9 protein-coding genes are annotated in these 21,550 nt (G+C 70.1%); 2 read left to right on the top strand and 7 right to left on the bottom strand.

The genetic code is table 11. The features are described from left to right. Positions 1 to 268: 268 nt before the first annotated feature. The 4 genes from QMK30_RS28415 to QMK30_RS28430 all read right to left on the bottom strand — a co-directional run bounded on the left by QMK30_RS28415 (position 269) and on the right by QMK30_RS28430 (position 10,417). Positions 269 to 2,548 carry a UvrD-helicase domain-containing protein gene (locus QMK30_RS28415; protein WP_283521190.1) on the bottom strand — a complete coding sequence of 760 codons (2,280 nt, stop codon included), beginning with the start codon at positions 2,546 to 2,548 and terminating at the stop codon, positions 269 to 271. Continuing rightward, on the bottom strand, positions 2,548 to 9,345 hold the full coding sequence (locus QMK30_RS28420) for a DEAD/DEAH box helicase (protein ID WP_283521191.1): 6,798 nt from the start codon (positions 9,343 to 9,345) through the stop codon (positions 2,548 to 2,550). Before QMK30_RS28420 ends, QMK30_RS28415 begins: the two co-directional genes overlap by 1 nt. Before the next feature lie 86 nt (positions 9,346 to 9,431). Further along, complete coding sequence (locus QMK30_RS28425) at positions 9,432 to 9,932, bottom strand: hypothetical protein (protein WP_283521192.1); 501 nt, start codon at positions 9,930 to 9,932, stop codon at positions 9,432 to 9,434. A gap of 38 nt (positions 9,933 to 9,970) precedes the next feature. After that, positions 9,971 to 10,417 (bottom strand): ATP-binding protein, encoded by a 447-nt coding sequence (locus tag QMK30_RS28430; protein WP_283521193.1) that lies wholly within the window; start codon positions 10,415 to 10,417, stop codon positions 9,971 to 9,973. Positions 10,418 to 10,577: 160 nt separating this feature from the next. Here QMK30_RS28430 and QMK30_RS28435 point away from each other — a divergent pair, with 160 nt between their 5' ends. Continuing rightward, the gene (locus QMK30_RS28435) at positions 10,578 to 11,429 is read left to right on the top strand and encodes a helix-turn-helix domain-containing protein (protein WP_283521194.1); all 852 of its coding nucleotides are present in this window, start codon (positions 10,578 to 10,580) and stop codon (positions 11,427 to 11,429) included. Then, a complete protein-coding gene (locus tag QMK30_RS28440; protein ID WP_283521195.1) occupies positions 11,426 to 11,671 on the top strand; it encodes a DUF397 domain-containing protein in 246 nt (81 codons plus the stop codon). The genes QMK30_RS28435 and QMK30_RS28440 overlap by 4 nt, the downstream gene beginning before the upstream one ends. A gap of 63 nt (positions 11,672 to 11,734) precedes the next feature. On the opposite strand, the gene QMK30_RS28445 is transcribed toward QMK30_RS28440, so the two are convergent. The 3 genes from QMK30_RS28445 to QMK30_RS28455 all read right to left on the bottom strand — a co-directional run bounded on the left by QMK30_RS28445 (position 11,735) and on the right by QMK30_RS28455 (position 21,453). Further along, positions 11,735 to 17,239: an Eco57I restriction-modification methylase domain-containing protein gene (locus QMK30_RS28445; RefSeq protein ID WP_283521196.1), complete on the bottom strand. Its 5,505-nt coding sequence runs from the start codon at positions 17,237 to 17,239 to the stop codon at positions 11,735 to 11,737. A gap of 1 nt (position 17,240) precedes the next feature. Next, positions 17,241 to 20,231, bottom strand: coding sequence for an SNF2-related protein (locus QMK30_RS28450; RefSeq protein ID WP_283521197.1), 2,991 nt, complete (start codon positions 20,229 to 20,231; stop codon positions 17,241 to 17,243). 79 nt (positions 20,232 to 20,310) lie between these two features. Next, positions 20,311 to 21,453, bottom strand: a complete 1,143-nt coding sequence (locus QMK30_RS28455) for a serine/threonine-protein kinase (protein ID WP_283521198.1) — start codon at positions 21,451 to 21,453, stop codon at positions 20,311 to 20,313. Between the last annotated feature and the right edge of the window lie 97 nt (positions 21,454 to 21,550).

A 21,550-nucleotide genomic window follows, 5' to 3' on the forward strand; every position in this document is an offset into this window, starting at 1 on the left:
CGTTCGGCTCCGGTGGGCCGACCGGGGCCGCCATGCCCTCGCCACGCGAGGACCCAGGCTCGGTCGCGGCCGGGAGCCCCCAACTGCCCAGTCGACCGCGTGTTCCCGCTGATCACCCTGCGAACGGATCTTCGCCCATCTCGGAGAACTCCGTGCGTCACAGATGCGTCATGGCGACGCTGCGACACCATCCGCGCCTCCCAGAAGGCTCACCGCACGCGTCGTCGACGAGCACACCGCACATGCGCCCGACACGCAGGAGGCCGGATCAATGGCCCCCAGCTCCCAGGGGACGAAGGAACCGGCTGGGCTCACCGTTCCAAGAGATGGTGAGTGCGTCCCGTGCCCTGGTGGCCGCAACGAACAGCAGGGAGCGCGCTCGCTGCAGTTCGCGCCTGTGGCGCAGGCGATCGGTCCGTTCCCAGGTGTCCACGGCCGAGCGGGGGACCAAGCCCTCCGAGACACCGGCGATGATCATGCAGCGGTACTCAAGACCCTTGAAGCGGTACATGGTGCCCACGTGCACCCCCTCGGCCCCTCGCGCCCCTTCACCAGTGATCTTCGTGGCCACGATTCCGCGGCGGCCGAGCCGCGCCACCACCTCGTCGACCTTCTCGTTCGTCGGCACACAGACCGCGACGGACTCGCGCGGGACGTCGTGCCAGGCCTGTACTTGCTCCACCACGAGGTCGAGTTCCTTGTCCCAGCTGTCCGCGCTCCGCAGAAACGGGCGTCCGCCGTGCAACACCGACCGATATCCGGCGAGGTCATCGGTGCTGCCGTCGAGATCGTCGAAGTCGGTCCCTTCCAGGATGCCGATCGCGGCGGCCAGGATCTCGCGGGTGGTGCGATAGCTGAGCGTCAGTTTCGCCGAGCGGCCCCGGATGTTGATGCCCAGACTGCCCAGAGTGACCTGGTTGTCGTAGATCCTCTGGTGTGTGTCACCGACGAGGAAGATGTCGTTGGCCTCCTTCGGGGGCACCATGGCTCGCAGCATCTTCCAGTGCGCGGGCCCGAGGTCCTGGGCCTCGTCCACGACGATGTGCCGGTAGCGGTAGCGCAGCCAGGCGCCGGTCCCCGACTCCGCGTGGATGTTGCCAGGCCCGCCACGCTCCTCCTCCTGACGGCGGCGCTCCTCGATCTTCTGCTGGCGGGCCATCTCCAACTGGGCTGCTCGTTCCGCTACTTGACGGTGCGTCTCCAGCCCCTTGACGTCGAGTCGTTGGGTGAAGCGCTCGGCGAGCTGCCAGATCTCGGCCCGGTCGGGGCGGGTCACGCTGCGGCCCCGCCCCGCCCGCCGAGCCCGGAAGTAGTCGGCGCGCGACGCCACGGCCTGGCCGAGGATCACCTGGTTCCACTCATCGCACAGGAACTCGGCGTCCCAGCGGCTCTCCCCGGCCTCCACGAGCAGTTGGCGCCACTCGCGCAGAGCCTGTGTGTCATCGATTCTGCGCTTGGCGTTCCCCGGGTCGGCCTCGCTGACCACACGCGTCGCCAACTGGTCGACATGCAGGATGTCGACGCGGGCGAGCGTCTGCGGTCCGCCGAGCGAGAGGAGGCGGGAGCGCAGGTCGGCGGCGAGATTCTTGTTGAAGGTGGTGAAGAGGACCGGCTTGTTGTGGCCGGGGGGCAGCTGGTCCACGAGGTATTTCACCCGGTGGAGGGCGACAATCGTCTTCCCCGTTCCGGGACCGCCACCCACGCGGGCGGGCCCGGAGTAAGTGCGTCCCACCAGCCTTTCCTGGGTGGGGTGGAGGAATACCTTCCACCGGCCGAAGTCGCCCTCCTCAAGGATGCTCCGCAGCGACTCGTCATCGGTGATCACCACGGCCTGCGAGCGGTCGGCCGCCGCCTGCCAGTCCTCGCCGCGGACGCTCTCGGGCGATTCCTCGGACGCGACCGCGACCGGCGCGGTCACCTCATCCATGACCTGCTGGTACGGCACCTCGTCGCGCAGACGCAGCAGCACCTCTCCCGTGTGCCGCGGGGCGTATTCGGCGAGTCCGAGCAACTCGTCGTCCGTGGTGAGCTTGAGGACGATCGGGATCAGAGGCTCGGCCACGCCCAGGTCGGCCAGTTGCTTCGCGGTGTATTCGGCGAACAGCGGGGCGTCGGGGACGGCTTCCGGAGCGGCCGCTGCGGCACGCGGCACCGGGCCTTCCGTGCCCAGGACGCCGTCCTCCACCACCTGGAGGTCCACATACTCGATCGCACCCGTGATCTGGTTGATGCCGTACGCGAGCCGGTCGAGGTTGCGGTGGACGTGTCCGCGGTGTTTGACCGAGACAAGCAGCCAGTCGTTGCCGCCCAGCCGCACCAGCAGCGCCCGGTACTCGCGGTTGACGCGCGCCGACCACAGCCGCTCGTGCCCCTTGAGCGGCTTGAGGTCGAAGCCCGGCGCCTCGGGATTCTTGCGGAACTCGTGCTGGAATTTGTAGACCGCCCCGACGATCGCCCGGTCCAGCTTGACGATTTCCTTGTCCGCTTTGTCGAGAAGGCGTAGGGTCGCGCCCGCTGTCGGCGCGCCGGTGCTGGTCGTGCTGGGCATCAGGCCGGCTCCTCGTCGTCGTTCTCGGCCGGGTGGCCGTCTGCCTGGGCCAGCCGGGTCAGGGCGGCCGCGAGTTCCCCGGCGTCCCACTCCACGGCGGTCCGTACGGTCCACCCCGCTGCCGCGTAGGCACGGTCGCGGTCCCGCGCTTCGGCAACCGCGGCTTCGTCCTCGTGCTCGGGGGCGAGGACGACACCGATGCGGTGGGTGGACCAGGCCAGTTCGGCGGGCCATGCGGCGTCGCCGAGCTCGAATCCGGCTTCGGGAGCGGGCACTGCGGACCGAACCAGTACCTCGACGAGTTCGGCGAGCCCGGGCTCCTCCACCAGATAGTCGACGACCTCGTCCCAGGCCGGATCGCGCACGGCCCCCGTCGCCGAATCCGAGGGCAGCGGGGCCTCAACGTGCGACGACGCCTCCGCAGGTGGTGCCGCGGCGTCCGTCGTCGGCGCTTCCGAATCGGGCTGCTGTCGCTGTCGCCGGGACTCCAGCCAGCCCGCCCCGCCCGTCACGGCCAGCTCCACCGGGTCGAAGCCCGGCAGTTGACTGGCCGCCAACTGGACGCCGTCGCCCTCGCCCTCGTTGAGGAACTGGAGCAGGTTGGTCCAGTACAGCCAGGCCTGCCATCGCCTGCGATGGGCGTTCTCGTCGCGACCCAGCGCCTGCGGACTGTCGTCGAGCACGGTCAGAGCGGTCCACACCGCGCCCGCCTGCCCGTTGCGCAGATCGAGGGCAACCGTCAGGGGGCATCCGCTACCGTCCTTGGTGGCCATGACCTGGACGGCACCCTGGCCGCCGGCCAGCCGCTTGCCCTCCAGCGCTTCAGCGATGCGGTGCCCGATCTCGGGCCCGTCCGCCAGGGCTCGGCTGGTCGCGGAGACCGCGGCGAATCCTGCCAGCGCGCTCTGGGCACGCCGCCGCCACACCCCGTGGTCCGGGGTGCTCAGATAGCCGATCAGCGTCTCGACCGGATTCGTCCACACGAAGCGATGCAGGTCACGCGGGTCGTCCCCGTGCAGACGCCGATGGATGTCGGAGGCGGTCTTCTGCGCCGTGTTCTGGTACGGCACCCACACAGGATCGGCGGGAGGCTTCGCATCGCCGGTCCAGGCGCGTACGTCGTCCCAGGTCAGCTGGAAGACCTGCCAGCCGTGTCCGGTTCGCAGGCGCGTCCGCTTGTCGGCGTCGGACGCGATGCGGTTGTGTGCGGGGCTCGCGTGGTAGCGGTAGCCGTCCAGATAGACGGCGACCCGCTTCCGGTCGTCGTCCAGGCTGCGGAAGACCACGTCGGGCACGGTGAAGCCGAGGTCGGTCTGCGTCTCCATGCGCCAGCCGCTGACCTTGCCGTCCGGGGCTGTGAACCGCAGCGTTGTATCGCGCTCGCCGTCCGGCGTCTGTGCGGTACGCACACTCACGTCGTCGACGCCTTCGGCCCAGGCGAGGAGCCCCCGGCGGAACAGCGCTTCCAGCTCGCTCTCAACCTGCTGGACGAGACTGATGTCCCCGGTCGTCTCGGCCTCCTCGATGCTCCAGGCGTCGCCGGTACGGCCGAGGAGTTCACCGAGGATGTCGAGGGCGTGCTCGCGCGAGACCAGTTCGTACTCGCTGTTACCGACATGCCGCAGCAGGCAGCGGTGGCAGGCGGGGCGCTCCTCACCGACACACGGGCACCGCTCGATGACCTGGCGGGCCCGGGTCAGCACGTCGTGCATCCCGTCGGGTCCCGCGAGCCGGTGGAGATAGCCGGTGCCGCCGGGCAGCGAGTCGTACAGCACGAGGAAGTGCCTGCGGACGTCGCTGCCGGGCTCGGGCATCGAGTCGGTGACCACGGCCAGGTGGTCGGGGTCGCCGCCGTAGCTCTGGGCGATGCCCGCGAGGAGCAGCGCCTTGAAGGAGGCCAGGCGCTCTTCGGTGTAGGCGGTGACCGCGGGGATGAGGATACGGAGCGCCTCACTGCGCAGCTCGTGGGCGAGCAGCAGTTTCACGCCCTGCTGTGCGGCCTTCGTCTCGCCGAGCCCGTCGCGCAGCCGGGGGCACCACGGGCGGTGGTACTTCGTGGCCCGAGGGGTGCCGAAAGCGTCCTGCTGTCCGGCGTGCGCGGCGGCGGGTCCCCCGTCGGGGTCCGCGTATCCGCAGGAGTCGCAGACCCAGAAGGGGTTGAGTCTCACCTGGCGTCCCGCGAAGGCGTCCTCAGCCCCGGTGTCCACGCGGGAGGTGCCGACGTTGATGTGCCGGATCATTGCGTGCCGGGTGAACTCCCAGCCGAAGGTGGCCTTCTTGTGCTTCCATCCCGCCTCGATGTGCTCCCGCGGAATGTCCACGGCGGGAACGACGGTGTAGTGGCGCCGCTCCCGCTCGTCGGTGTCGTCGCGTACGCGGATGTCGTCCCGCTGGTCGCGGGCCATCACGCGGTGGGGCACCAGGACCTTGTGCAGGCATCCGACATCGCCGATAGCCGGTGACAGACAGCGTGGGCAGGCGGTCGAGTCCTGTTCCGCCTGCTGCGTGCGGACGTGCCCGCAGTCGGGGCAGACGCGCCACCACAGCCACGACGGGCGGTTCGGACTGCCGATGTCGAGCCCGGTGACGCGGTGCTTGTAGCCCTGTACGTAGTAGTGGTTGCCGGGTGCGAGGTCGGTCAGGGCCAGGCGTGCCGACCGCTCGTACCTGAGTACCTTGCTGTGGTGCTCGGGCTGTCCGTCCTTGCCGTCCTCCCGCCAGGTGAGGGTGGCTTCGAGCTCGGTCAGCGAGTCGACGAGGCTGTAGTTGGGCAGCAGTCCGAGGTCGACGAGCGTGCCGTGCGCGGTGCTGCGGCTGATCTCACTCGCGTGCCGGGACACGGCTCGCCGTTCGGCCCGCAGCTCCCTGCCCTGCCGTTCGTGGTCCGGGTCACCGGCGACCAGTTCCTTCAGCGCCGCGTCGATCGACGTGATCCGGTGCCGCATCTCGCCGCGCCGGTCCTCCCACTGAGTGCGGGCGTCGCCCAGGGCATCGGCGAGACCCCCGGTCGCGTACGTACGCAGTTCCTCGGCCGCCCGCGGACTGACGCCCGTGCCCTTCGCCTCGTCGTACGGCGGGAACAGCAGCAGGAACGAATCGACACGGTGCGTGCCCGCGTCAAGCGCGGCCTGCTGGAACTCGGGCAGCCACGCGGACGGGCCGAACAGCTCGGTGGCCAGGCGGGGCATCGGGCCGAGCGCGTCTCCGCCACCGTCCGGCGCGGGCAGGCGTCCGGCGCCGAGCAGATCGAGGAGGTGTGCGAGGTACTGGCGGCGCAGGATCTCGCTCGCGGAGAGGAAACAGCCGGGCGGCTGGATGTCTCCGGCGATCATCTGCCGGGGGTCGTCCAGGTAGTAGCGGTCCCGGGGGCCGCGGTCGACCATGGTCAGCAGGTAGGCGTTGCCGGTGGCACGGCCGGCCCGGCCCACCCGCTGCACGTAGTTGGCGGGTCCCTTGGGCAGCGAGGCGAGGACCACGGCCGACAGGTCACCGATGTCGATGCCGAGTTCCAGCGTGGGGGTGCAGGACAGGACCTGCGGGTTGGCGTAGTGGGCCTGGACGCCCGCGCGGAACGCCTTCTCCACGGCTTCGCGCTTGGGGCGGCTGAGGGTGCCGGTGTGCTCCGCGGTGTTGATGGTGAAGACGCCCGCCTCGCGGTACATCCGCCGGTAGAAGTCCTGGGTGAAGTCCCGGCGCCGTACGCCGCTCTCCAGGTCCTGGCCGGTGCGCAGCAGTCCGCCGCAGCGGTAGCGGGGGCACGGCTGTCCGTGCCACTGGTCGGCCAGGGCGGGGTGGACGGTCTGTTCCCAGGAGCAGACCGGGCAGTGCGCGGAGGCGTCGGCCACCCGGTCGTCGGCCAGCTTGCGGACCTGTACGTGGCCGGGCTGGAGACCGTAGACGCGGGTCACCCCGTCCTTGGCGGTACGGGCGGACAGCACGCCCGCGTCGACGAGCGCGGGCAGCAGCCGTACGAGGAAGGCGTTGGCGGCGTCGGGGCGCAGGCCGAGGCTCCGCCGGGTCCAGTCCTGGTACCAGCCGAGGCGTCCGGTGACCACGTCGAAGTCGTCGCTGCCCTGCTTGGGGCTGCCGAGCAGGAACGCCGGGGCGGAGACACCGGGCGGGAACGCCGGCATGCCCGTCTTGCGCCCGCCCCAGACGAGCCAGCGCCGCACACCCGCCTCGTTCAGCCAGCCGTCGAGCCAGGCGTGCCGGATGGCGCCGCGCGTGCGCAGTCGTTCGAGGAGGCCGCGCACGTGCCCGACCCAGCGGTCCGGTCCTGGCAGGGAGCCGTCCGGCAGCGCGATGTCCCCGGGGGTGGTGTGCAGGAGTTCACGGACGATCTCAGCGACCGCGTCCGGGTCCTGGAGCGGGACGTCCGCGGCGACGGTGCGCGTCAGTTCCAGGGTGCGGCCCTGCCGGGACCTCAGCCCGAATTCCAGCACCGCCGCGAAGGCGAGGCGCTGGGCGATGAGTTCCCAGGTGGCGCGGGAGCCCTGGCTGCGCCCGGACAGCAGGGTGTCGACGCCGCGCACGACGTGCAGGTCGGGCGGGATCACCGCGGCCTGGACGGCCTTGCTGTCCACGACGTCCGCGATGAGGTCGGCGGCCAGGTCGCTCAGCGCGATCGGCTCGTCCTCGTCGATGCGGCTGGCGAGCAGGGAGCGCAGCGAGAAGGTGTACGAGCGGTTGGCGACGTATCCGGCGCGGTGGGCGGCGTCCTGGACGGAGTCGTTGAAGAGGAGGGTCTTGTCCTCCTTCAGGTTCTTGTCGAGTTCGCCGCCCGTGAACAGCTGGGTGATGGAGGCGGCGGCGAGCGCGGCGAGGCCCGTACCGAGGTAGCGGATGGCGTTGAAGGTGCGGCAGGCCGGGCACTGGTCGCCGCTCGCCGCCCGGTCGTCGCCGAGGTCCGCCCAGACGAATGCCGCGTCGTGCAACGGCTTGGCCAGGTGCGGGCCTTCGCCGTCACGGGGCTGATCGAAGTCCGTCTCGCGCGACATCGGCCGCACCCGTCCGGTCAGCCCGTCGAGCACCAGCACGGTCGGTCCGCTGCGCTGCTTCTCGGCCACGAAGGCCGCGTCGTACGCCTGTTGCGGGGTCGCCGCGATCATGTTGCGGACGCGGCTCTTGTCGCGGCCGACGGACGCCCGGCGGATCTTCGTGGCGTTCATGTCGAGCTCCGCCGGGTCCGCCTCCGGGGAGAGCGCCGCCCAGCCGGAGCGGCCGCACTCGCGGCAGAAGACCGCAGGCAGGAACACTTGCGCGCGCGGTGGCGCGCTGTCGACCGCGGGGGCGGCCGGGGCCGCGTCGCCGTCAGGGGCGAGAGAGTCGTCATGGCCACCGGCAGTACCGGCGGCCAGCCTGCCGCCCGTGGCGACCCGCTCGTCGTCCCACCGGAACTCGGCCCTCGCCGCACTGATGCCACGCAGCACCCGGGACACGGAGCGCACCCAGTGGTGCACCTCGATCGACAGGAGCGGGCGGGTGGGGTGCTCGGGGTCGCGGGCCGTCGAGAGCAGGGCGATGTAGCGTGCGAGGGCCCGGACGGCGACGGCCGGGTTCTGCTGGACCGCCACGCCCCAGTGGTAGGCGTAGCGCGGCAGGACGTCCATGACCTCGGCCATGGTGCGCGGGCGGCCGTCGAGGATCTCCAGGACGGCGGCGGTCAGCCGGTGCCGGCGCAGCTGTCTGCCGAGCTGCGCCGCGTCCAGCCCCGTCTTGCCGGTGAAGGCGGCGGCCAGCTGGTCAAGGGCTGCGGGGTTACCCGTGGGATCGTCGAGGCCCGCCACCTCGTCGGGGGGCGGGAAGGGCAGCCTGAAGTCGCTGTTCCCCGCGAAGTCCTGGGCGCTGCGCCGGTCCTCTCCCACGACGGCGTCCGGTGTGAAGGGCACGCCGAACACCTGCTCCGCCACGTCCAGCATCGACCCGCCCGCGGCGCCCGGCGCGCCCTCGCCCAGGGTGGCCGAGGTGGCAACGGGGCAGACCGGACCGAGCGGCCGTCCCGGCTCGTTCAGGTCGGTGACGGCGCCGAGCCGGCGCAGCAGCATGGCCACGTCGGTGCCCTGGGCGCCGTCGTACGTGTGGAACTCGTCCAGGACGACGTAGGCGAGCGCGGAGCCGCCCGGTTCCTGCCAGAGTCGCTGGTCCTCGGGCCGCTGGAGCATCAGGTCCAGCATTTTGTAGTTGGTGATCAGGATGTCGGGCCTGGTGCGCCGGATCTCGTCCCGGTCGACCGCGACGCGCGGGTTGGCCTGCTTGAACTCCTTGGACGCCTTGTCGCCGATGTAGAGCGCGGCCTGTACGCCCGCGTCCCTGAGCCGGGCGTCCCGGGGGTTGTCGAGGTGGTTGTTGATGCGGTGGGCCTGGTCGGTGGCCAGCGCGTTCATCGGGTAGAGGAGGACGGCCTTGACGCCTTCCCTGCCGGCCTCGCGCTCCCTGCGGCAGTGGTCGAGGAGCGGCACGAGGAACGCCTCGGTCTTGCCCGATCCGGTGCCGGTGGTCACCAGCGTGGGCCGGGCGGGACCGTGCAGCGTGGAGAGGCGTTCCCAGGCCCGCTCCTGGTGGCGGTGGGGGTGGAAGCCACGCGGCCACCAGGTGAGGTGTCGCTGCCAGTCGTCGTTCTCGGCCGGGCGGAAGGGGGTGCGGATACGCAGGTACGGGCCGCGGAAGATGCCGTCGTCCGCGTCACCGAGGAACTGCTCCAGGGCGCCGCGGGTGCTCTCGTCCGCCAGGGCGTACGTCGTCGACAGGTACTGACTCAGGCTGTCGCGTACCTGCTCGGCGGCGAGGGTTGGTCGCACCCGTGGTCCTCCTGGTATTCCGTCTTGTGTGGGCCCGTCCTGGGCCACGCCCTACCGTAATAGCGCCGCGGCCCTATCCGGCCCGGTCAGACGTCGACCTTGCGTCCGACGTAGGCAACACGCAGAGCACGCCGGCCGCGCAGAAGCCGGAAGTGCGTACGTCCAGGCTTCGGCAGGAATTCGGAGTGCCGGTCGAAGAGCTGCTGTGTGCCGTCGTCGTCGGTGAACCAGCACATGCCCTCTACCCCCGGAAGAACTCCGCCATCGCGGCGAACCTCGTGCGTAGCTTCTTCGTGTCGCCGGTGGCGAAGGAGATGGCGCGGTCGAAGTCCCACGTCCTTCACCAGTCCGAAGAACCCGCTCAGCACCCTGTCACTCGACGCTACCAGCGCTTCACGCTCGTGATCGTCCAGAGTGGCGAGATTGACCGCGACCGTCTCGAACAGGGCCTTATTGATGGGCGAATTGCCCTTTCCACCCCGCCATTCCCGGAACGCGTGATCGCCGAAGAGGTCCGTCGCGCAGCGCATCGCCCTGCGGAACTCCAGGGCCACTGCCTCCCGTTGTTCCGCGTTCAGTTGGTTCACACGATGCATGGCCGGCCGATCGACGGCGGGCGGGCCCGTCAGCGCGGCAGGTCCAGTTCGGCGCGGACCGTCTTGCCGACGGAGCGGCGGTCGAATACGTCCCACCGGTCGGCCAGCGCCTCGACGAGCAGCAGCCCCCGGCCACTGTCCGCGCCGGGCACCGGGGCCGCGATGGCGCCGGGCCCGGCGGGGCGGCGCTCGCCGCGCGGGTCCGACACGTCGATGCGGAGGGTGTACGCGTCGAGGCTGAGCCGCACCTCGAAGTCGCGGCCGGGAACGCGGCCGTGGGTGACGGCGTTCGCGGCGAGCTCGGCGACGAGGAGCGCGGCGATGTCCGAGGCGTCGGAGTCGTACGGGATGCCCCAGGCATCCAGCCGGTGCACGGCGAGGTGGCGGGCGAGGCGGGCGCCGCGCGGAGTGGAGCTGAACCGCTGCGTGAACACACGTACGGTAACGGGGATTTGGGAAGCGGGGCTTGGCGTCATGGCCCCAAACTGGCGCCCCGCGAGCCCCGCACACCAGGTCAGCGGCTAGTACTCTGCGTCAGAGCACTAGTACGGAGAGTAGACAGGGCCGGCGACTGAACGTAACCATGGGTGCGTTGGGAGTGGGTCCGCGGGGCGGGTGTACTGGAGGTGTCCTCGCATGACGGACGGTACGGGCGGGTCGCCGGGCTGCAGTGAGCCGGAGGTGTCGGACAGTCTCAAGACATTCGGCGAGGTCTTCAAGGCTTTCCGCAAACGGGCGGGCCTGACCCAGGAGGACTTCGCCGAGCTGGTCCCGTACTCGGTCCAGACGGTCGCCAAGATCGAGCAGGGCCGCCGCTTTCCGCAGCCGGACTTCGTGGGGCGGGCGGAGGAAGTCCTGGACGCGTTCGGGGCGCTGCGGGGTGCGGCGCGGCATCTGTCGCGGCAGCCGGGGCTGGCGAGTTGGTTCCGGCAGTGGGCGCGGTTCGAGGCGGAGGCGGTGAGCCTGTACACGTACGAGTGCCGGGTGGTGCCGGGCCTGTTGCAGACGGAGGCGTACGCGCGGGCGGTGTCGTTCAGCGTGCCGCCGCTGCCGGACGAACAACAGCTGAGCGAGCGCATCGCGGCGCGGCTCGCCCGCCAAGACCTGCTGGCCACGAGCCGGAAACCGCCGACGGCGTTCAGCTTCATCGTGGAGCAGGCGGTGCTGGAGCGGCACACGGGCGGGGAGGACGTGACGCGGGATCTCTTCGACCACTTGGTGGGCGTCGTGGAACGGCACTGGAACGTGGAGTTCCAGCTGATGCCGTCGCGGCAGCCGGTGCATGCGGGGTTGGATGGGCCGCTTCAGTTGGCGGAGACGCCGGAGCGTCGGTGGTACGGGTACTCAGAGGGGCAGAAGAACGGGCGGCTGATCACCGACCTGAAAGAGATCAGCGTGCTCCAGCAGCGCTATGCCAAGATGCGCTCACAGGCTCTGACCCCCGAGGACTCCCTGGGCCTGCTGAAGCGAATGCGAGGAGCGCTATGAGCACGTCCGAACTGAACTGGTTCAAGAGCAGTTACAGCGGCTCCGAGGGCGACAGTTGCGTCGAGGTGGCGATGTCCTGGCGGAAGTCCACCTATAGCAGCGGCAGTCAAGGGGACTGTGTCGAGGTGGCTACCTGCCCCACCACCGTCCACGTACGGGACTCCAAGTTGCGGCAGAGCCCGCACCTCTCCGTCACCCCCGGAACATGGCAGAACTTCCTCTCGTACGCGGCCCAAGACTGAAGCCACCACAGACCCGAGCGCCCCGCCAGGACCCAAGTCCCGCGCGGGGTGCTCTCGTTACGCCTACTTCTCCTGCGCATTCCGCAGCCTCTCCGCGAAGACAGCGTGCGCGGCCCGCATTTCCTTTTCACGGTCGGCCTTGCAGAAGGGAGCGGTGTAGCCCTCGGGAGGCTCGGGGCGCTCACCCTTGTCGTAGGCGAGGAACTGCTCATAGTCCTGCTTGGTCTGACCGTGGCCGTAGGTGTAGCGATCGCCCGCGATCTTGCGTTCATTCGCGTCGAACCAGGTGACGGCATCGAAGTCCTGCATGATCGGGAAGCGGGACTTGTACATGGCCGCCAATGCATCGGCGCTCACTCCCAGCCATACCGCCACGAGGGCGTCGATCTCCACGAGCGCGGCCCTGCGGGCCCGTTCGGTACGGAACGGGGTGTCGCGATTCCATTCGGGCGTGACGCTGTGCAAGGGCTGGAGGCCCTGCCACTCATGGGCCCAGGGTTCATAACCGAGCCATGTCGGGTCGTACAGCTCACGCCAGAGCTCCGCGTAGGCAGTCGTCAGGCAGTTGAGACGAAGAGTCCGCAACAGAAGAGCCGACGCCAGAGGATGATCGGCCGCCGGCATCGGCAGACGCCCCGCAGGGGTCACGTCGAGATTCCTCACGCGCGCCGTACGGAGCAGGTAGTCGACAGGAATCGACGACCAGAATCCAGCCACGAGCGCAGTGGATCGCCCGCTACATACAGATCCACTGCGCATTGCATCGATGTGCGATGGGCCTGGGGGCAACAGCGCTACGTATAGGGCACGTTCGGTATCGGGTGCGATCATCTTTCGCCACCCAACCCGATAGAACTCGGTGAACGGCCGCCGCAACCGCCTCACCAACTCCCCGTCCACCTCCTCCTTCGTGACCTCCTCCGGCGCAACCTTCCGCGCCTCGGCCACTGCGGCCCGCGCCCGCGCCACCTCGCGCTCGGACGCTCTCAGCTCGTCCAGCGTCCGATGGTCGCTCCACTTGTCCTGCGCCGCGCGGTATACCTCAGGCTTCGCCACATACATGTACTCGGACTCGGGCACCGCGTCGTCCGCGAGCGTCAGCGGGTTGAGCCCCAAGACCTCGCCACCGCCCTGGCTGGGCTGCTTGAACATCGGGTTGGCCAAGCCGAGTTGGGGCCCCTTAAGGATCACCTGGGACCAGTCGGCCGGGTGGTGAACGCCACCGCTCGCATCGGGCACGTTGTAGTCGATGAGGTCGGCCGCCTTGGCGCCGCTCTCGTGGTAACCGCTGCTGATCTGCGGCTCATAGTCCGCGAGCCGCAGCGAGTAATCCGCCAGCGCCTCGATCGCTTGCGCCTCGGCCGTACTCACCGGGGACAGCAACCGCGCCTGCCGCACGGGCTGCCCCTCGTCGCCCGTCAGGCGCTGCCATCGCGCCAGCGTCTCCTCGTCCACCCGTACGATCCGCTTACGGTGCGGGCGCTCGTCCCAGCCGTCGCCGTACCGGACACCGGGGTCCGGCGCCGTGCCGTCGTCCTGGGCCGACAGGCGCAGCGCGTCCACGGAGAACAGCCACGACAAGTGGTCGAACCCGATCTCGCCTTCCTGCCCATAGATGTGCACGCCAAAGTGGCTGGATCGGCCCACAGGCGGCGGGAAGAAGCGGTTTCCGGCGTTCACGAAGTCGCCGTGCACCCGGAGCCTGGTGTACGCGGCCTCCCTCAGGCGTGCCTCCCTGTCGCCGCTGAAGTGGGAGTCCGGGTGGACGAGCCCCACCGCCCCGTCCCCCGCCATGTGCTCCCACGTCCGGCACATGAACGCCCGGTACAGGTCCGGCTGGGTGCCCCGCAGCAGCGGGTACAGCAGGCCGGAGCCAAGCATCGCTCCCGTACCGCTGTGTGCGGCCAGTTCGTTCAGCAAGTAGCGGCGCACGGGCTCCGCCGTCATCAGCTCGTCAAGGCGCCGCGTCCGCTCGGCCTTCGTCGGCTTCTCCGTGAGCATGAACCACGGCTCGTACATGGCGAGCAGCGGGTTCTCCTCCCACCTGGGCCTGACCCACGGCGGATTCCCCACCTGAAGGTCGAACCCACCCCGCTCCCCCCGGAACACATGCGCGAAGTGCAGCTCCCAGTGGAAGAACCCGTGCCCGTCCTCGGCCTTTATGTCGCGCTCGTTCGTGCCCGCGATGTCCTCGACCGCGTGCAGCCACGGAAAGCGGTCGGACAGCTTGAACGGGCTGTCCATGCCCAGCACGCCGTCCAGACTCCGCTCGTACGCCTCCAGGAGTGGCAGCGCCTCGTCCACCGGCAGGTCGTCCAGGCCGTCCAGGAACGAACCGGCGTCCGCGTCCTTCGTGCCCAGCGTCAGCTCCAGGAAGTCCAGCCAGTCGGCGAACGTCTTCAGCGGAATGGCCGGACGCCGCCGGTCCTCGGCGATCTCGGCCTGCCGACCCGACGCCTTCCGCCCCTTGATCTTCAGGCCCTTGATCTCCAGACCCTTGTCGCTCTCCGCAGCGTCACCCAGCTCGTCCTGCTCACCGTCGGGGTCGCCGAAGAGCCCGGCCGCCCGCCAGGCGGCATCACCCGGCGCGGGGCCGCTCGGAGCGGCGACCTCCGGGGCCACCGGGGCGGGCGCCGCTTCGAACACCCCACCGCCCGGCGCGTACTTCGCGTCCGTGCCATCAAGTAGACCCACCTGGTCCAGCGGCCAGAACCACAGCGCGCACCACGCGTCCATGACCGTTTTCAGCCGCCAGTACGGCGTGCCGGCCGCCGTCAGGTCGTCCAGGACACGCTGCTTGTCGGTGGCCTCCTTCGCAGGCTCCAGCCACTCCGCACCCCACACGTCGATCCGGCGTGACACCTTCCGCTCGGACAGTTCCAGACGCTTGGCGACCAGGCTCCACAGGAACTCGGCCCGGCGGGCGACCGCCTGCAGCCGCCCCGCCTCGGTCTTGGCGGCTGCCTTGGCCCACTTGTCGTAACGCGCCTGCCGTTTGTCGGCCGGCTCGTCGGCCTTCTCCTCGAACGGCTTGCCCTTGGGCGCCTTCTGCACCCCCTTGCGCCACTGCCCGAGCGCCTTCGCCTGCTCCTCCGCCAGCTTCTTCGCCTCGGGCTCCCCGGCCACCGCGCCCCAGCCGAGAGCGGGCAGCAAGAAGTGGTGCACGGCGCCTTCCGGCAAGTCGCCGTCCCGGAAGGGGAGTTCGGTGGGCGGCAGCGGGAGCTTCTTCGACAGCCACTGGCCGTACGGCAGCGCGTCCGCCCCGTACACCTTGCGTCCCGCGCCGATCAACGAGTTGCCGCGCCTCAAATGCAGGCCGAACCAGGGCGCGCGCATGCCGGGGTGCATGGAGTTCAGCCAGAGCGACACCTCGGCCAGCTCCACGGCGGTGGCGTTCAGGTCCACGCCGTACGCGTTGTGCAGGGCGATGTACGCCTTGGCCTTCTGGAGTTCGACGGGCCGCACTTCCGGATCGATACGGCGGTCCAACTCCCGTTCCCTGCGACGCAGATACTCCGCAGCCACCTGATCGATGGCCTCGTTGAGGAACGCGCCCGAGCCGAGCGCGGGCTCGCAGATCTTCCAGCCGAGGAGCTCCTCGGCGGACGTCTCCGTGCCGTCCTGGTCGAGGCGGTGCTTCAGCGCGAGCTCGACGGTGACCTCGGTCAGGGACTTCGGGGTGTAGTACGAGGCCGACGTCTGCCGGTCGCGGCCCGCGAGGCGGTAGACGAAGGAGCCCGTGGGGTGGACGACGCGCAGCGGGCGTCCGGTCTCCTCGTGGGGGCGCTCGACGAACACCTCGTCGGGGTAGTCCTGGACCCGGGAGGCGGGGATCATCCAGCTGCCGCCGGACGCGTCGCCGCCCTTGGCCACCTCGTACAGGTCCTCCTGGGCGATGAATCCGGTGTAGGACATCAACCCCTCGTAGACCGCGCCGAGTTGGTTGATGCCGAGCTGTGCGTACGAGATGAAGCCGCCGCGTTCACGGCCCTTGCCCTTGGTGAGCATCAGGCGGCGCAGCACCTTGTGCAGGGTCTCGTTGCGCAGCCGGACGTCCAGGAATTCGGGGAGGCCCGAGCCCTCCTCGTACGCCGGGTTCTCGATCCGGTCGGCCGAGATGAGGCGTACCGCGTCGCCCCGGAACAGGTCGGAGCGCAGCGGTTCGAAGCGCAGGCCGACATCGGCGCTGCGGGCGGCGGACTTGCGGGCGCGGTCGGCCTCGCGGATCCGCTCCGTGTACTCGTCCCGGGTGATGGCCTTGGAGGCAAGGAGCTCGGCGGCCTCCCGCTCGGCCTCGGTGGCCGCACGGTCGGCGGCTTCTGCCTCCAGGTCCTCGGGTTCGCTGCCGAACTCCCGGTGGCCCTTCTGGACTTGCTGGAAGAGCAGGTCGAGGGACTCGTACAGATGGAATCCGCGTCGGGACCGCTCGCCCACCAGGTCGCGGACGACGAGGTCGCCGAGGCGCTGGAGGCCGTAGCCCCGGGCGTACTCGGGATCGTCGGCCGGCAGGATGCCGAGCGAGGGCTGGGCCTCGGCGTACAGGAGGAACAGGATGCGGTAGAGGTAGCGCAGCGACTCGCGGCCGAGTTCCTTGGCGAGACGGGCCGGCTCGTCGATCTGCTCCGGGGTGACGCCCTGGTCCCGCAGACGGGCCAGGACCTCGTTGGCGATCCACTCGACGGACAGGCGCAGTCCCTCGCGCAGTTCGGTGGAGACGCCGACCGCGTGCTTGCCGGACTTGTCGACGAATCCGGCCAGCGGCGCGGTGCCGCCCTCCTCGGGGACGCGCAGCGAGTCCGCGCCGAACAGCGCCGCGACCGTGTCGAGTTCACCGCCGTTGCGGACGTCGCGCCGGTTGAGGGCGGCGTCCAGGCCGACGGCGAGATAGCGGCCCTCGTGCCAGGCGAGACGGTCCGCGAGGACGACGACGCCGCCGACCAGGATCAGGATGTAGCGCGGTGGCTCGTCACACTCGAAGAGGAAGTCCGCCAGGGCCTTCGCGTCGGCGAGACGGGCCGACGCCTCCAGGGCCACCGGGTGCAGCAGGCGGCCCGCGTCGTCCGGGTCGAGGGCCGCGTCCGGCTCGTCGGTCCAGCCGCAGGAGACGGCGATCAGGCCGGGCTCGTCGTGCAGGGCCTGGACCGGGTAGTCGTGGCCCGAGCGGTGGACGGTGACCGCCTGCTCGTGGGCGTCCGTGAAGCCGAGCCCTCGCAGGGTGGCCAGGTGCAGCTCGGTGAGGCGCTTGGCCCAGTCGGCGGGGACCGGCGCGTCCGGTACGGCAAGGGCCTCCGCGTCCCGGGCGAAGTCGGCGCGGGAGGCGAAATAGGGGCCGTGCAGGGCCCGCAGCCCCTCGCGGGGGGTGCGGGCGCGCGGCGGGACGGTCGCGGGGGCGCGCCCTTCGGACTTGGCCTCGGCCAGGGCGGCGGAGTGCTCGCGGCGCTCCCGCTCCTCGGTCTCGGCCCACCGGGCCAGCAGGCCGTCCTTGGCCTTGAGGTCCTTGGGGAGTACTTCGGCGAGGTAGTGCGCCGAGAGGTAGTCGCCGTGATTGACCAGCGAGTCGTACGTCACGTCAGTTCTCCGCCGGGTCGAAGGCGTGGTCGGGGGCGTGGTGCTCGGGGGCGGCGTCCGGGGCTCCGTCAGGGGCGGGCTTGTCCAGGACGGCGAGCACGCGAAGCAGGGGAAGCCCGGTGGTGTTCAACTGGTCGAGGAGATCGGCCTGATCGCCCGCGGTCTTCTCGACCTGCCGCTTACGCCGAGTGCTCTCGCCGGTCAGCGAGTCCAGTGACTCCTGACGCCAGTCGGCCAGGCGCTTGCGGTACTCGGCGAGCGGGCCGCTGATCTGGTCCGCCCAGTCCTCCTTGGACCTCTCCAGGTGCTCGCGGGCCCGCGCCACCGCGGCCGGCACCAGCGACTGAAGGTGTTCGAGGTCGCGCGGATCGCCGGTACGGGCGAGGTCCGGCCGGACCTTCGCCGCGTGCAGCGCGTCGGTCATCTCCCCCACGGGGGCGTCGGGGTCGGCGCTGACAGCCATCCACCGCAGGACCGTGGGGCGGCCGAGGGCGTTGGAGTAGATGCCCTGGATCAGGAAGGTGGGGTGCTCCACGTGCGGGGAGGTGATCACCGGCGCCTCCTGCCGCCCGAACTGCACCAGCACCTTGTCGGTGAGCCACTCCACCACCGGGTGGATGTCGCTCAGATACGAGACGGTGGGCCAGATGGTGTCCGTGGCCTCACGGGCCTCGGTCAGCTTGTCCTGGGCGAGACTCCGGTCGAAGGAGAGGATCATGCGCTCGGCCACACCCTGCTCCTTCAGATAGGAGGGCGGCAGGGCCTTGAGGCGGCGCAGCAGGTCGGGGGCCTTGTCCGGGGAGAGGGAGAGATACGGGCGGTTCTTGGCGTCCTTGCTGCGGGACAGGCCGATGACATCCTCGGCACGGTCCTCGTACAGCTCGTCGAGCGCCGCGTCGACGAAAGCCGCCGTGTCGCCGTCGAACAGCGAGGGCACTTCGGCTCGGGCCGGCAGCTCCTCCTCGGTGATGGTGTCGACCTGGCCGAACAGCCCTGCCAGGTCGGCGTCGTCCGAGGCGGGTGCGGACGCGAAGAAGTCCTCGACCGTGCCGCCCTCCATCAACTCCCTGATGAGGCGCCGCTCTTCCTCGTCGGCACGGTAGTAGCCGGTTTCCGCCTCCGCCGTACCGCTCAGCTTGTGGGCCTCCTCCTCGCGGACGAGGAGCTTCTCGGCGACGGTCCTGTCGTCCTTGGCGCCCGGCTGCTCGGAGGTGAGGATCAGCGCCCGGAACTGCGGCGCGTGACGCTGCCCGTACCGGTCGATACGTCCATTGCGCTGCTCGATGCGGATCAGCGACCACGGGATGTCGTAATGGATCAGGTGGTGGCACTGGCGGTGCAGGTTGACACCCTCGGAGGCGACGTCACCGGCGAAGAGGAGCCGCACCGGAGCACCGCCGAGGCTGAACTCCTCGCGGATCACGCGCTGTTGCTCCTCGACGATCCCGCCGTGCATGATTCGTACAGCCTTGTGGTCACCGTTCTTGTCAGGGGTGAAGCCGAGGCGCTCCGGTACCTTTTCGGCCAGCCACTTGAGGGTTTCGACGCGCTCGGAGAAGATCACCGCACGCGTGCCGCTGCGCGGGCCGACGCCGATCTGCTCCAACTGCTCGACGAGGGTGTCCAGTTTGGTGGAGTCCCCCGGCGTGCTGCCGTCCCCCATCGAGTCGACGAGGGTGCGCAGCCGGACCAGGGCGGCCTGCTCACCGTCGATCGCCGGATCCGGCCGCTTTTCGTCCGCCATCGCCTTCCGCGCCCGCTCGCCGAGTGAGGCGACGCGCCGGTCGACCAGCTCTCCCAGAGCCTTGTGGGAGGAGAGGAACGTTTTGAGGACGTTGTACGCGAAGAGCGGGTCCGTGCTGACGGAGGTCCGCTCCTGGTCCGCCGTGCCGAACTCGGTGCTGCCGGACGGTGCGGGCAGCCAGTGCTCGGCGAGCTCCGCGAAGATCCGTTCCTCGGCCTCGCCGGCCGGGCAGCGCAGCGACCGGGTGGGGCCGCGATCCGCCCACTCGGTGCCGATGCCGTTGCGGACCTCGGGGCTGATCTTCGTACGTCTGATGAAGAGGTGCCCGAGGTCGTCGGCCGGGTCATAGTGATCGCGGTCCACGATGGCGGCGGGGTCGAGCAGTGACACCAGATCGGCGAAGGAGCGCTTGTCCCCGTTGTGCGGGGTGGCGCTGGCCAGGATCAGGGCGTCGGTGCGCGGGGTGAGCGTCTCGGCCAGGGCGCGGCGCTGGCTGCCCTGGTTGATGAGGTTGTGGGACTCGTCGATGACGACCGCGTCCCACTGGATGCGCTCCAGATGGTGGCGGTACTGCCCGATGTTCTTGAGCGTGTCGACGGAGATGATCACGCGCTTGTAGTGGGTGAACGGATTGCGGCCCGCGGGGATCTCGCGCTGGATGCGCTGGATGCCCAGCGAGTCGAGCCGCACCAGCGGAATCGAGAACCGGGTCCACAGCTCGTGCTGGAACTGCTCCAGGACGCTCTGCGGGGTCACGACGAGAATCCGCTCGCCGCGGCCCCGGCGGATCAACTCGGCAAGGGTGAGGCCGATTTCGAGGGTTTTGCCTAGGCCGACGACATCCGCGATCAGGATGCGGGGGCGGAGGTTGCGCATCGACAGGGCGAGTTCGGCGGGCCGCTGCTGGTAAGGGAGCGGGTCGAGGAGGAAGCGGTCGGCCAGGGCGAGCCCGCGCTCGGTCTGCGGCAGCGGCGTCTTGCGCAGGACCGCTTCGAGGAAGAGGCGCCCGCGCCGGAAGTAGGAGGAGGTGTCGGACACCAGGCGCGTCTTCTCCGGTTCCAGGAGCTCGACTGTGTCGATGCCGGTGAAGAACACGGCCTCCTCGTCACGTACGAACTCCGAGACACCGATGGCTTCGATCCGGTCGCCGTCGTGATCGGTCCTGCGCGCGGTCCTGACCAGCCACTCCTCGTCCCGGACGAGGATCTGGGCCCCGGGCGGAAACTTCGTCTGCCCCTGCTCTGACACCCGTGGTCACTCCGTTGTTCGGGTTGGGAAATGCGGCGTCGTCATCACACCCCGAGTTTGTCATGGGGCGTGCGGCTGCTCAGAAACGTGCGTCGCTCGCGTAAGCGGCCCGCAGCACCTCGGCGATCCGCAGCGGCGCGGACAGCCGGACGCCCGGACGGGCGGGATCGCTGCTCGTCCCGGGCTTCTCCGGAGTGGGCGGAACGGCTTCGTCGGAGGGCGTGTCCGCATCCGGCGCGCCTTCCCCCGACTGCGGCGGAGCCTCGTCGTCCTCGTACACGGCGACGTCCACCAGGGTCGGGGTGTAGCCGGGCGGATCCTCGGGAAGCTCCAAGGCCTCGGGCAGAGCGACCTCGGGGGTCAGCGCCGTGAGCCGCCGCTTGGCCTGCACTGCGGTCAGCCCCTGACCTGCCATGACGCCGACGAGCTGCTCGGTGACCTGGGGCAGCGTCGGGCGGTCGGCGGGGTCGAGGGCGAGCATCGCGGAGATCAGCGGTTCCAGCTGGGGTGGCAGATCACTCAGGTCCGGCGCCACGGCCGGGTCCTCGATCTTCAATGCGACGGCCTGCCAGCTGGAACCCGCGTACGGGTAGTGGACCGTGGCGGCGTACAAGAGGACCGCGCCCAGTGCGTAGACGTCTGCGGGCCGGTCCAGATCGTGCTCGCCGCGGGCCTGCTCCGGCGGCATGCACAGCACCGAGCCCACCACCACACCGGTGGCGGTCAGGGTGGAGCGCCGCTCGGCCAGCACCGCGAGACCGAAGTCGATCACCTTGGGGCCGGTCGGAGCGAGCAGGATGTTCTGGGGCTTGAGGTCACGGTGCAGCAGCCCCGCCTCGTGCACGGTGCCGAGCCCCTCGGCGAGCAGCGCCCCGAGACTGGCTGTCTCCACGAGCGGCAGCGAACCGTGCTCGGCGACATGGGCCAGGAGGTCGGGTCCGTGCACGAACTCGACGGCCAGCCACGGACGTTCCGCATGGGCGTCAGCTGCGACGAAGGACGCGATGAACGGCCCGTACACCGTCTTGAGACTGTCCACCTCAAGCAGGAACCGGGCCCTGCTGTCCTCGTCGAGCACCGACGGCTTGATCACCTTCACCGCCACCAGCTGACCGGCTGGCGACTCTCCGAGGTAGACCTGCCCCATGCCTCCGGCGCCGAGTCGGCACACGAGCGTGTACACGCCGATGGTCCGCGGGTCGTCGTCCCTCAATGGCTCCACGGGTTCGCGGGCCCTTCCCTGGTCGGTGGTGGTTTGCCGGTCGGTCGCCTGCGCATCCGGAGTGTATCGACGGCCTCTCGTGTCAGGAGGCCGCCCT

The organism is Streptomyces sp. H27-C3, from assembly GCF_030063415.1.
Lineage (GTDB): Bacteria > Actinomycetota > Actinomycetes > Streptomycetales > Streptomycetaceae > Streptomyces.